Raw genomic sequence first — 13,146 nt, 5'->3', positions numbered from 1 at the left:
GTAGGTGGGCTCAGGGGCGGTCCCGCCTCCGCCACGCCCGTGAAAGAGGGAGTCGATGACCATTCAGCGCCCGTCCCTCGACCGTGCAGCCGAACTCCGCGACGAGCCGGACGTCATAGACCGCCTCCGTGACGACCCGGCCACCCGGGTGGTGGTCGTCCGCGAGGGGCGTGTCCGAGTCGTCGATTCGACACTCCTGCGGGTCCCCGCCGACACCGCGGCCGAGGCGACCTGGGCTCTCCTCGGCCGCGACGCCGACGGCACCGTGCTGCTCCTCGCCGCTGCCCCGCCCGAGACCGATGCGCTCGACACCGCACCCGATGAGGTCTGGCTCGGACTGCGTGATCTCGGCGGTCGCATCGACGGGCAGGAGACGGAGTTGCTCACCGGTGCCATCGCGCTCGCCGGGTGGCTCCGCGATGCACCGTTCTGCCCCACCTGCGGGGGCGGCACCGAACTGCGCAACGGCGGATGGTCGCGACGCTGCCTGGTCTGCGGGCGGGAGCACTTCCCGCGCACGGATCCGGCTGTGATCGTCGCTGTCGAGAGCCGTGACGGCGAACGCCTGCTCCTCGGCGCCAACGCGAACTGGGGCGGCCGCATGTACTCGTGCTTCGCCGGCTTCACCGAGGCGGGGGAGTCGCTGGAATCGACCGTCCACCGCGAGATCGAGGAGGAGTCCGGCGTGCGCCTGTCGTCGCTGCGCTACATCTCATCGCAGGCGTGGCCGTTCCCACGTTCGCTCATGGTGGGGTTCCGCGCCGTCGTCGACGACGAGTCCGCGGCGCTCGCAGACGGCGAGGAGATCATCGATGTGCGGTGGTTCACGCGCGCCGAGATCGGTTCTGCCCTCGCCGGAGACGGTCCGGTCGGGCTTCCGGGTCACGCGTCGATCGCCCGCGCACTGATCGTCGACTGGTACGAGGATCACGCGTGAGTGCACTCGATGCCCTCGATGAGCGGCAGCGGGCTGCAGCATCCGTCCTTCGCGGGCCCGTCGTGGTGCTCGCCGGAGCCGGTACCGGCAAGACGCGTGTCATCACGCATCGCATCGCGCACGGTGTCGACACCGGGGCGTACTCGCCGTCGCGCGTCATGGCCGTCACCTTCACTGCCAAGGCGGCCGGCGAACTGCGGGGGCGGCTGCGGGCGCTCGGCGTCGAGGGCGTCGCCGCCCGGACCTTCCACGCGACAGCCCTCGCGCAACTCAACTTCTTCTGGCCGACGCTCGCCGGCTCGCCTGCGCCGTCGATCATCGACAACAAGGTGCGGATGCTGGGGCAGGCCGCCGATGCGATCCGGCTCCGCCCGAGCACGGCCACCCTTCGTGACATCGCGTCCGAGATCGAATGGCGCAAGGTCTCGATGCTCTCGATCGAGCAGTACGCCGCGCGCGGGCGTCCGATCAGCGGCGTCGACGCCGGTCAGCTGGTCGAGCTCATGCGGGGCTACGAAGCGCTGAAGGACGATCGCCGTCAACTCGACTTCGAGGATGTGCTGCTCGCGTGCGCCGGCATGTTGGAGGCGGAGCCGCGGGTCGCTGCATCCGTCCACGAGCAGTACCGTCACTTCACGGTCGACGAGTTCCAAGACGTCTCGCCGCTGCAGAACAGGCTGCTGGAGCTGTGGCTCGGCGATCGACACGACATCTGCGTCGTCGGCGACGCCAGCCAGACCATCTACTCCTTCGCCGGGGCGGAGCAGCGGTTCCTGCTCGAGTTCGAGCGTCGTCATCCCGACGCCACGGTCGTGCGGCTCGAGACGAACTACCGCTCCCAGCCCCCCATCCTCACCGTCGCGAACGCGCTGATGCAGGGTCGTCCCGGCGCGCTGGAACTCATGCCGGCGCGAGAGCAGTTCACCGCCGACGCCCCCACCGTCACCGCGTACGACACCGAGGGCGAAGAGGCCGCGGGCATCGCCGCAGCCATCTCCGCGCAGATCGCGGCGGGAGCATCCCCTTCGGAGATCGCCGTGCTGTATCGAGCGCATGCGCAGTCCGCGATGCTGCAACAGGCCCTCGCCGCGGAGGGCATCGCAACCACGGTGCTGGGCGGGACCCGCTTCTTCTCGATGCCCGAGGTGCGCCAGGCGATCCTGGCGCTGCGTGCCGCGGCGGTGGCGCCCACCGAGCAGGGGTTCCTGCCCGGGGTGCAGCGGGTGCTGCGCGAGCTCGGATTGACCGAAGAGCCGCCGGCGGCCGGCGGGGCCCAGCGCGGCGGCTGGGAGGCGCGACGCGCCATCCTGCGGCTCGCCGAGGAGGCGGGGCCGGACGCGACTCTGCGCAGCTTCAGCGACGCACTGATGGCGCGGGCGAAAGACCAGCACGAGCCCACGATGCGGACGGTGACCCTCTCGACCCTGCACGCGGCGAAGGGCCTGGAATGGCCTCATGTCCATCTCTCCGGCTGGGCCGAGGGCTCACTCCCGATCTCGTACGCGACGAGCTTCGAGTCGGTCGACGAAGAGCGGCGCCTGGCCTACGTGGGCGTCACGCGGGCCGCGCGAACGCTCTCGCTGTCCTGGTCGAGATCGGCAGGACGGGGGGAGCGTGCTCCGTCGAGGTTCCTCGCTGAGATGGGGACCACAGCCCGCGGCACCGGCATTCTTCGTGAAATGTCACCGAACGCCACACGCGGGAACCGTCCGCGCTGACGCGCACCACGCGCCCGTCAGCTCGTCGGTCGCCTGCGAGGAGCAGGGCTGCGAGGCGTCCGGCCTCGGCGACCTGCGCGGCGCGGATCGGGCCGGGGTCACGGTCGATCATCTGGGTGTGCAGCAGCGGCCAGGCCGGGTCGAGCTCGGTGGCGTGCGCATCGCGGCAGGCGAGACAGGCGGATTCACCGGGGACCACCAGCGGCCCGATGGTCACCCTGCCCGGTTCGAAGGAGACGGGCAGATGCGGGGTGTCTTCGCGCAGGTGGCGCGCGAACTGCAGAGCTGCAGCGGCGCCTCGCACGAGCACGACGCCCACTCCCGGTCGGTGGCCGTGATCGACGAGGGAGACTCCCTCATCGGTGAGCGCCTCCCGGATGCGGTATTCGCTGCGCCCGTCGTCGATGCCGATGCTCTCGACCCAGGCCGGGCGGGGCGCGGTGGGCTCATCGAGGAGAACCGGCTCCAGGCGCGCGAGCAGAGCCCTGGCCGCCCCGCGCGGTGCGCCGGCGGCGTGCGCGATCACGTCGAACGACCCGCGGCGGAAACCCGTGCGCAGGCGGCTGAGGAGGAGCTCCACCCAGGCGGCGTCCGCCTCGATGCGCAGTCCGTCGCCGTCGCCGAGCTGCAGTGTGTGCTCGTCCCGCCACAGCAGCGGTGCGCTGGGGTCGAGGCGCGTGAGGATCGGCGGTGTGAGAGGCATCTCTCCGATTCTGGAGGGACACCGGAGGCCGCAGGGTGCTGTCGAGGCATCCGTGGACAACTGCCGCGCGTGCCCCCGACGGGGGAGGAGAGGTGCTGACACCCTCCGCCCCCGTCGAGGTCTGGTCCTCAGACCGGGCGGTCCCCCTCCGGGGCGGCGTCGCCATCGTCCTCGGCATCGTCGTCCGCGCCGTCGGCCGGTGCCTCTTCCGAGAAGTCGTCGCCGTCGAGCAGGCGGGCGAGCGCCTCGTCGAACTCGTCCGCGACGGGCTGTTCGCCGCGTTCGACCGCCTGCAACCGGGCGACGAGGGCGCTCGGATCGTCGATGTCCTCGGCCGTCGGCATCAGGTCGGGGTAGTCCCAGAGGGAGTCGCGGGCGCTGATGCCGACGGCATCCGTCACCGCCTGCCACATCGCGGACGCTTCGCGCATGCGCCGTGGTCGCAGCTTCAGTCCAACCAGCGCACCGAGCGCGTCCTCGGCGGGTCCGCCCACTGCGCGGCGGCGACGGGCGGCCTCGGCGATCCGTGCGCCGTCCGGAAGGCGGGACGTGGCCTGTGCGGTCACCACGTCGACCCAGCCGTCGATCGTCGCGATGAGGTTCTCGAGCCGGGTCAGGGCCTCGCGCTGCGCTTCGCTCTGCACGGGTAGGAGCGCGCCACCCTCGATGGCCGCACGCAGCTCCTCAGGATCGGAGGGGTCCAACCGGCTCGCGACGTCTTCGAGGGCGTCCACGTCGACGGTCACACCCCGAGCGAAGTCCGTGATCTGCGCCATCACGTGCAGGTGCAGCCACTTCGCGTGCCGGTAGAGCCGGGCGTAGGCGAGCTCCCGGGTGGCGAGATAGAGCGCGATCTGGTCTTCCGGGATCTCGAGGCCATCACCGAATGCCGTGAGGTTCTGGGGGATGACGGCGGCCGTGCCCGCGGGGAGCACGGGGATCCCGACGTCGCCTCCGGAGACGACCTCGAGCGACAGGTTGCCGAGCACCTGGCCGAACTGGGCGGCGAACACCGAGCCGCCGAGCCCGCGCATGAGCTTGCCCGCGCCCTGGACGACGCTGCGCATCTCCTCGGGCACCTGCGTGTCGAGTGCGGAGGTGAGCGCGTCGGCGATGCTGGTCGACACCGGGTCGGCGATCTCCTTCCACACCGGCAGCGTCTTCTCGACCCATTCCCCGCGGGTCATCGCGGTGGGCGCCTCGGAGAGCTCGGAGATCGTGGTGGCTTCGCCGAGCCACAGGTTCGCGAGGGAGAAGGAATCCGCGAGCGACGTGCGGGCGCCGTCGGTGACGCCCTGGCCATCGCGGTTGGCGATGAACAGGGCCTGCCGCAGCGCGTTCTCCCACGGGTCGCCACCGAACGCGCCCTGGAGCTGCGACATGATCGTCTGCATCATCGCGGGGTCGAGGGTGAAGCCGTCCATGCCTTCGAAGGCGCCCCGAAGCGCCTCGGGGTCGATGTCGCCACCGCCCTGATTCGCGAGCATCCTTCGCAGGAACTCCTGGAAGTCCTCGGGGGTGGGGTCGTTGTCTGCCATGTCGCTCGCCTCTCAGCAGGTCTGAAGCCGTGGCCTCTACGCTAGTCACAGGTTTCTGCGCGCGAACCCGATGCGGGCAGATCGGTGTACGCCGCCCGCGAACGACGGAGGAATGCAGTGGATCGAACGCGGTCTGGAAAGCTCGGACTCGGAGTCTGGGCGCTGATCGTCGCACTCGTCGCCCTGGTCGTGCTGACGTTCCTGCCGTCGCCGTACGTGATCCAGCGGCCGGGACCGGTCTACGACACCCTCGGTACCGCGACGGACAAGGAGGGCGACGAGGTTCCCCTGATCAAGGTCGAAGGCGCCGAGACGTTCGAGACGGCGGGCACCCTCGACCTCACCACCGTGCAGGTCGTCGGCAATCGCGAGCGCACCCCGAGCTGGTTCGAGCTGGCGCTGGCCTGGATGGACTCCTCGCGCGCTGTCGTGCCGCTGGACTCGGTCTTCCCCGAGGGGGTCACCACCGAGCAGCGCGACGAGCGCAACGCCACGCTGATGGTCGACTCGCAGCACGAGGCGACGGCGGCCGCACTCAACGAGCTCGGCTACGACACGGGCGCAGAGGTCGTCGTCGTGGAGGCGGTCGCCGACACTCCAGCCGACGGCACGCTCGAGGCCGACGACGTGATCACCGCGATCGACGGCACGGCCGTCGAGTCGGCGACGGAGCTGCGGACCGCGATCCAGAAGGCCGGGGGAGACCCGGTGACGCTCACGGTGCTGCGAGACGGCAAGGAGCAGAGCGTCGAGGTGACGCCGGAGGAACACACCGAGGGGGGAGTGACGACCTGGCTCATCGGCGTCACGCTCCGCACCGACTACGACTTCGAAATCGACGTCACGATCCAGCTCGACAACGTCGGCGGACCGAGCGCCGGGATGATGTTCGCGCTCGGGATCATCGACACCCTCACCGAGGGCGAGCTCAACGGCGGGGAGAACGTGGCCGGCACCGGCACGATCGACGCCGCCGGCACGGTCGGGCCGATCGGTGGGATCCGACAGAAGCTGTACGGCGCGCGCGACGCCGGAGCGGAGTACTTCCTCGCCCCGGAGGCCAACTGCGACGAGGTCGTCGGACACGTTCCCGACGGGCTGCAAGTGATCCGCACGGCCACGCTCGACGAGTCGCTCGCGGCGCTCGAGGTCATCGCGGACGACGGCGACGTCGCCTCGCTGCCCACCTGCGAACGCGTCGCCGGCTGATCCGCGGGAGCGGCCGTGACCTCGCCGTGATCGGGATGACAGCCCGCGCACAGTGAGCGATGCCTAGGATGGAAGGGTGACCTCACCCTCAGCATCGACTCCGGCCACGCCTCGAACGTCCCGACGTATTCTCGGCATCTCCCTGGTGATCATCGCCGCCTTGATCGCGGTGTTCTTCGTGTTCGCCTCCCTGTACACCGAGTTCCTGTGGTTCGATCAGGTGGGCTTCACGGGGGTGCTCACCACGCAGTGGATCGCCACGGCGGTGATGTTCGTCGTCGGCTTCCTCGGGATGGCCGTGCCGCTGTTCGTCGCCATCCAGCTCGCCTACCGGCTGCGCCCGGTCTACGTGCGACTCAGCTCGCAGCTGGACCGGTACCAGGAGGTCATCGAACCCCTGCGCCGTCTGGCGATGTGGGGCATGCCGATCTTCTTCGGACTGTTCGCCGGCTTCGCCGCCGCGGGGCAGTGGAAGACCGTATGGCTCTGGGCCAACGGCGTCGCCACGTCGAGCGTCGACCCGCAGTTCGGCATCGACACCGGCTTCTACATGTTCGCGATGCCGTTCTACTCGATCCTGCTCGCCTTCGTGTCGGCCGTTCTGCTGCTCTCGCTGCTCGTCACCGCTCTCGTGTCGTACCTCTACGGCTCGGTGCGCATCGGCCAGGGTGAGCTCCGCATCTCCAAGCCCGCCCGGATCCAGCTCGCGGTCATCGCGGGTCTCTACCTCCTCGTGCAGGCGGCGAGCCTCTGGCTCGATCAGTACAAGACGCTGGTGCAGCCCGACGACCGCATCACCGGCGCGGCCTACACGGGAGTCAACGCGACCATCCCGGGCCTCGCGATCCTCGCCATCATCGCCGGCGTCGTCGCGATCCTCTTCTTCGTCACGGCCGTCATCGGCCGCTGGCGCTTCCCGCTCGCGGCCACGGCACTGCTGATCGTGGCCGCTCTGGTCGTCGGCGTCGGCTACCCCTGGGTGGTCACCACCTTCCAGGTGAAGCCGAACCAGAACGCCTACCAGGCCGAGTACTACCAGCGGAACATCGACGGCACGAAGGAGGCGTACGGGGTCGCGAACCTCGAGACCACGCCTTTCGCCGCCAAGACCGACGCCGAGGCCGGCCAGCTGCGCGCCGACGCGGAGACCACGGCGTCCACGCGCATCATGGACCCGAAGGTCATCCCGCCGACGGTCCGCCAGCTCGAGCAGTACCGCGGGTACTACCAGTTCCAGAAGACCATGGACGTCGACCGGTACGAGATCGACGGCAAGATGCAGGACACCGTGGTGTCGGTGCGCGACCTCGACATGTCCGGGCTCGGCGACGGAGACAACTGGAACAACCGGGTCGCGGTCTACACCCACGGCTACGGCCTCGTCGCGGCTGCGGGCAACCAGCGCACCACCGACGGCGAGCCCGTGTTCCTCGAGCGCGGCATCCCCACGTCCGGCTTCCTGTCGGACCGTGAGAACTTCGAGCCGCGTGTCTACTTCGGCGAGAACTCACCCGAGTACTCGATCGTCGGCGCTCCCGACGGATCCGAGCCCGCAGAGATCGACTACCCGCGCGGCAAGGACGGCTCGAGCGAGACGAAGACCACGTTCGAGGGGAGCGGTGGTCCGCAGATCGGTGACACGTTCACGAAGCTGCTCTACGCGCTCAAGTTCCAGTCGGAGCAGATCCTGTTCTCGAACCTGGTGAACGAGGAGTCGCAGATCCTGTACGACCGCGATCCGAAGACGCGCGTGCAGAAGGTCGCTCCGTACCTCGAGCTCGACAGCGATCCGTACCCGAGCGTGGTGGACGGCCGCATCGTGTGGATCGTCGACGGTTATACGACCAGCTCGACCTACCCGTACTCGACGAGCGTCAGCCTGTCCGACGCGATCGCGGACTCCAACGTCCCGTCGCCGACGCTCGCCATCGACGACATCAACTACATCCGCAACTCGGTGAAGGCCACGGTCGACGCCTACGACGGTTCCGTCACGCTCTACGCGTGGGATGACGAAGACCCGGTGCTCAAGACCTGGCAGAAGATCTACCCGTCAACCCTGAAGCCGATCAGCGACATGTCGGGCGAGCTCATGAGTCACGTGCGCTACCCGACCGACCTGTTCAAGGTGCAGCGCGACGTCCTCGGCGTCTACCACGTCGACAAGGCCGGCTCGTTCGCCCAGCAGGACAACCGGTGGCAGACGCCGAACGACCCGCGCAGCGAGGCGATGCTGCAGCCGCCGTACTACCTGACGATGCAGATGCCCGGCCAGGATTCGCCGCGGTTCTCGATGTTCTCGACGTTCATCCCGAACTCGCAGGGCGCGGGTGGTAGCCGTGATGTGCTGATGGGCTACCTCGCGGTGGACTCGGATGCCGGTTCCGAGAAGGGCAAGAAGGCAGAGGGCTACGGCCAGCTGCGCATGCTCGAGATCGACACCGACACGACAGTTCCTGGCCCCGGTCAGGTGCAGAACACGTACAACTCCGATACGTCGGTGGTCCCGCAGCTCAACCTGCTCCAGCAGGGTGAGTCCGAGGTGATCTACGGCAACCTGCTGACGCTGCCCGTCGGTGGCGGTCTGCTGTACGTGCAGCCCGTGTACGTGCAGTCGTCCGAGGGGACGCAGCTGCCGCGTCTGCAGAAGGTGCTGGTCGCCTTCGGTGACCGCGTCGCGTTCGAGAACACCCTCACCGAGGCGCTCGACACCCTCTTCGGCGGTGACTCCGGTGCGACCGGTGGCGATGACGAGGTCGAACCCACCGAACCAGGCACCGAGGACCCGGAGACCGGAGAGACGCCGACAGAGCCCACGCAGCCGACGAATGCCGAGGCGGACGCCCTGGCCTCTGCACAGGAGGCCCTGATCGATCGCGAGGCGGCACTGAAGGCCGGCGACCTCGCCAAGTTCGCCGAGGCGGACGAACGCCTCACCGCAGCGGTCGAGAAGCTCCTGCAGTTGGAGTCCGCGGCGGGGGAGTGATCACTCCCTCTTCACGGTGAAAGAGAATGGGCGCCCCCTCGGGGGCGCCCATTCTCGTCTCCGGCCGACGTGGATCGACGAATTCATCGGGGAAGTCGACCTCGTCCGGGAAAAGCAAAAGGCCCTCTGACCTGGATTTCTCCGAGTCAGAGGGCCTTTCATTTGTTGCGGGGACAGGATTTGAACCTGCGACCTCCGGGTTATGAGCCCGGCGAGCTACCGAACTGCTCCACCCCGCGGCACAAGAAGTAACTTATCACGGATCCCGGGGCCCGGCCAATCGGGGCCGCCCTGCGCGACGCCCCGGGCGTGTCGATGCGAGAGGATGGGGATATGCCTGAGACCCCTGCCGTCGCCGTCGCCGTGTGTCAGTTCGCGCCGACAGCTTCCCGAGCCGACAACCTCGCGCAGATCGCGGAGCTGACCGCCGACGCTGCCGCCCGGGGCGCGAAGCTGATCGTCTTCCCCGAGTACTCGAGCTACTTCGTCGACCCGATGGACGACACCCTCGCCGCGAATGCGGAAGATCTCGACGGCGAGTTCGTCGAGACGCTGACCGCGCTGGCCGCCGACCGCGCGGTGGTGATCGTCGCCGGCCTCGTCGAGCGTGCCTCCGATGGACATCGAGTGCGGAACACGGTCGTGGCGGTCCGCGGCGACGGCATCCTCGCCGTCTATCGCAAACAGCATCTCTACGACGCCTTTGGGCAGACCGAGTCCGACTGGATCGAGGCCGGAGACGTGGGGGAGGCCGCGACGTTCGAACTCGGCGGTCTCCGGTTCGGACTCATGACCTGCTACGACCTGAGGTTCCCTGAAGTCGCCCGGTCGCTCGTCGATGCGCAGGCCGACGTCCTGGTCGTCCCCGCCGAGTGGGTCAGAGGACCGCTCAAGGAGCACCACTGGACGACGCTGCTCGCCGCACGGGCGATCGAGAACACCGTCTACGTGGTCGCGGCCGATCACCCGACGCCGATCGGCGTCGGCCACTCGCAGATCATCGACCCGCAGGGCGTGGTCCTGGCGGGGGTCGGGACAGCCCCCGGCATCGCGGTCGCGGTCGTGGAGGCCGCGGCGATCGAGCGGGTGCGACGGAGCAATCCCTCGCTGCGTGTGCGGAGGTACGCGGTCGTACCGCGCTGAGGGCGGGTTCCGCTGCGGGGAGAGCCGGTCAGGCGGAGAACCGCGCCAGGCGCGAAGCCGCCTCCTCGAGCACATCGACGCGCTTGCAGGCGGCGAAGCGCACCAGACCCGCGTACTCATGCCGGCGGGGCTCGGAGACGAACGCCGTCAGGGGGATCGCCACGACTCCGGCGCGCTCCGGCAGGGCGCGACAGAATGCTGCGGCATCCGTGCCTCCGAGTGCCGTCGCATCCGCCACCGTGAAGTAGCCGCCCTGCGGGGCGTACACGGTGAACCCGGCAGTGCGCAGCCCATCCCCGAGGATCTCGTGCTTGCGGGCGAGCGTCGCCGCGGCATCCGTGAAGTACGAATCGGGCAGCCGGAGCCCCACGGCGACAGCAGGCTGGAAGGCCGAGCCGTTCACATACGTGAGGTACTGCTTCACGGTGAGGACGGCGGTGATGAGATCGGCGGGGCCGTGGACCCAGCCGATCTTCCATCCCGTCGCGGAGAAGGTCTTGCCTGCCGAGGAGATCGTGAGGGTGCGCTCGGCCGCTCCGGGGAGCGTGGCGATCGGCGTGTGCGGCGCGTGGAACGCGAGGTGCTCGTAGACCTCGTCGGTGACGATGACGGCATCGTGCCGCGTGGCGAGCCGGACGATCTCCTCGAGAACGTCGCGTCCGAAGACCGCACCCGTCGGATTGTGCGGATCGTTGACGAGGATGATCCGGGTGCGATCGGTCACGCTGGCGGCGAGCTGATCGAGGTCGGGCTGGAAGTCGGGAGCGCGGAGGGGAACAGTGCGCAGTCGCGCGCCCGCCAGTGCCACCGCCGCCGCGTACGAGTCGTAGTACGGCTCGAAGACGACCACTTCGTCGTCGGGACCGTCGATCAGCGCGAGCAGCGTCGCCGTCAGTGCCTCGGTCGCTCCGGCCGTCACGACCACTTCGCTGGCCGGGTCCACATCGAGACCGTAGAAGCGCCGCTGATGCTCGCTGATGGCGGCGAGCAGGTCGGGGATGCCGCGCCCCGGCGGATACTGATTGGCGCCATGCGCGATCGCGCTCCGGGCGGCTTCGAGCACCTCCGCCGGCCCGTCCTCGTCGGGGAAGCCCTGTCCGAGATTGATCGCCCCGGTACGGGCTGCTGCTGCGGACATCTCTGCGAAGATGGTGGGCGCGACGGTTCCGTCTGCGGCGAGCAGACCTGCACCGGCCGCCGTGCGCCGCCATGCGCCGGGAATGACACTCATGAAGAACAGGCTAAGGCCATAGCTGAAACTCATCCTTGACATAAGGAACACACAGACACAGGCGTCATTCTGAAGTGGTCGTTGAAGGAGCACACCATGAACGAGAACGAACCCCAGGACCACTCGGCACCCGCGTCGAACGACGCCGTGCCGTCCACCGAGGCTGCAGAGGTCGCCGCTCAGCCGGCGACGGCTGCCGCCGCTGACACGACCGGGTCGGCATCCGCCGCGCCCACCCCCGCCGCGCCGACGCCCGGTGCACCGGTGCAGGGGCACGAGGTGCCGTCGATGTTCACGTCGCACGTGGCGCCCGCGCCGCAGGTCGCGCCGGTGCCGCACGCATTCAGCGCGCCATCTGCGCCGGCGACGGGCACCGCTTCGGGCGCGGCCTTCGGTATCCCGACGGCGTCGCACACGCAGCCCACGCAGCCGTACGGCGCGGAGCCGCTCGTCGGCGATGGCACCAAGACCAAGGAGCAGAAGCCGCGAGGGGGCACGAAGTTCGCGGCGCTGATCGTCGCGGCCGCACTCGTCGGCGGTGTCGCCGGCTTCGGCGGTGGTGCTCTGCTGAACGGGCTCCAGAACACCCCGTCATCGGGCACGGCGACCGGACCGCAGACCGTGACGGTCAACAACCCCGGCTCGGTCAACGAGACCACCGCGGTTGCGACCGCTGCTCTGCCGTCCGTGGTCACCATCGAGGTCGCCGGGTCGCAGGAGGCCGGCAGCGGCTCCGGCGTGATCATCAGCGACGACGGCTACGTGCTCACGAACACGCACGTCGTGACCCTCGGCGGTGCAGCGGCAGATCCCACCATCCGTGTGACCGCATCCGACGGGAAGATCTACGAGGCCACCGTCGTCGGCACCGACCCGATCTACGATCTCGCCGTGATCAAGCTGAAGGGCGCAGAAGGGCTCACGCCCATCGACTTCGCCGACTCGTCGAAACTCAACGTCGGCGACACGACCGTCGCGCTCGGCGCCCCGTTGGGCCTGGCGAACTCGGTGACGACCGGTATCGTGAGCGCGCTCAACCGGAGCATCCAGATCGCGTCCTCCGCTCTGCCGGACTCGTCCACCGAAGACGCGCCGCAGGAGCAGTCTCCCGAGGGCCAGGGTCAGGGGCCGTTCCAGTTCGACATCCCCGGCAGCGGCGAGCAGCAGCAGACCTCGGAGTCGATCTCGATCGCCGTCATCCAGACGGATGCCGCGATCAACCACGGAAACTCCGGTGGAGCGCTCGTGAACAGCAAGGGCGAGCTGATCGGCATCAACGTGGCGATCGCGAGTTCGGGCAGCTCCGAGGAGTCCGGCTCGATCGGCATCGGCTTCGCGATCCCTTCGAACATCGCCAAGCGAGTGTCCGAGGAGATCATCGCCGACGGCGTCGCGACCCACGGTCTGCTGAACGCATCCGTCCAGGATGCCTCGAGCATCGAGGGCGCGACCGTCGCCGGTGCCTACATCGCCAAGGCCAATGAGGGTGGCGCTGCTGCCGCAGCGGGCATCGAGAAGGGCGACATCGTCACGTCGTTCAATGGCGTGCCGATCACCAGCGCCACCGACCTCACCGCGCAGGTGCGCGCGGCGGCGGCCGGCAGCGACGCCAAGGTCACGTATGTCCGCGACGGCAAGGACTACGACATCGAGGTCACCCTCGGCGAACTGGCCGGCTGAC

At 69.0% G+C, this 13,146-nt stretch carries 8 protein-coding genes and 1 tRNA gene; 6 read left to right on the top strand and 3 right to left on the bottom strand.

Going from position 1 to position 13,146, the window contains the following annotated elements:
* Positions 1-55: 55 nt before the first annotated feature.
* Both nudC and BQ2383_RS11880 read left to right on the top strand, forming a co-directional pair.
* Complete coding sequence (gene nudC, locus BQ2383_RS11885; protein ID WP_091034077.1) at positions 56-937, top strand: NAD(+) diphosphatase; 882 nt, start codon at positions 56-58, stop codon at positions 935-937.
* Positions 934-2,655: an ATP-dependent helicase gene (locus BQ2383_RS11880; RefSeq protein ID WP_091034075.1), complete on the top strand. Its 1,722-nt coding sequence runs from the start codon at positions 934-936 to the stop codon at positions 2,653-2,655. Before nudC ends, BQ2383_RS11880 begins: the two co-directional genes overlap by 4 nt.
* 831 nt (positions 2,656-3,486) lie before the next feature.
* Here the strand turns inward: BQ2383_RS11880 and BQ2383_RS11875 are convergent.
* The gene (locus BQ2383_RS11875; protein WP_091034072.1) at positions 3,487-4,896 is read right to left on the bottom strand and encodes a zinc-dependent metalloprotease; all 1,410 of its coding nucleotides are present in this window, start codon (positions 4,894-4,896) and stop codon (positions 3,487-3,489) included.
* 117 nt (positions 4,897-5,013) lie between these two features.
* Here BQ2383_RS11875 and BQ2383_RS11870 point away from each other — a divergent pair, with 117 nt between their 5' ends.
* Positions 5,014-6,105, top strand: coding sequence for a YlbL family protein (locus BQ2383_RS11870; protein WP_091034069.1), 1,092 nt, complete (start codon positions 5,014-5,016; stop codon positions 6,103-6,105).
* A 76-nt stretch (positions 6,106-6,181) separates the two neighbouring features.
* Complete coding sequence (locus BQ2383_RS11865; RefSeq protein ID WP_091034067.1) at positions 6,182-9,091, top strand: UPF0182 family membrane protein; 2,910 nt, start codon at positions 6,182-6,184, stop codon at positions 9,089-9,091.
* Positions 9,092-9,256: 165 nt separating this feature from the next.
* Here BQ2383_RS11865 and BQ2383_RS11860 read toward each other — a convergent pair.
* Positions 9,257-9,330, bottom strand: a tRNA-Met gene (locus BQ2383_RS11860).
* A gap of 94 nt (positions 9,331-9,424) precedes the next feature.
* On the opposite strand from BQ2383_RS11860, the gene BQ2383_RS11855 reads away from it, so the two are divergent.
* Positions 9,425-10,234: a carbon-nitrogen hydrolase family protein gene (locus tag BQ2383_RS11855; RefSeq protein WP_091034064.1), complete on the top strand. Its 810-nt coding sequence runs from the start codon at positions 9,425-9,427 to the stop codon at positions 10,232-10,234.
* A gap of 28 nt (positions 10,235-10,262) precedes the next feature.
* Here the strand turns inward: BQ2383_RS11855 and BQ2383_RS11850 are convergent, their stop codons facing one another.
* Positions 10,263-11,465: an aminotransferase class I/II-fold pyridoxal phosphate-dependent enzyme gene (locus BQ2383_RS11850; protein WP_091034062.1), complete on the bottom strand. Its 1,203-nt coding sequence runs from the start codon at positions 11,463-11,465 to the stop codon at positions 10,263-10,265.
* Between the two features lie 96 nt (positions 11,466-11,561).
* Between BQ2383_RS11850 and BQ2383_RS11845 the strand changes: the two genes are divergently transcribed.
* Entirely contained in the window at positions 11,562-13,145 is a 1,584-nt protein-coding gene (locus BQ2383_RS11845; protein ID WP_244176003.1) for a S1C family serine protease, read from the top strand.
* Position 13,146: the final 1 nt, after the last annotated feature.

The organism is Microbacterium oxydans (assembly GCF_900095745.1).
GTDB lineage: Bacteria > Actinomycetota > Actinomycetes > Actinomycetales > Microbacteriaceae > Microbacterium > Microbacterium oxydans_B.
Note: the sequence above shows the minus strand (reverse complement) of the source record. Positions and strands in the feature narration are given on the sequence as shown.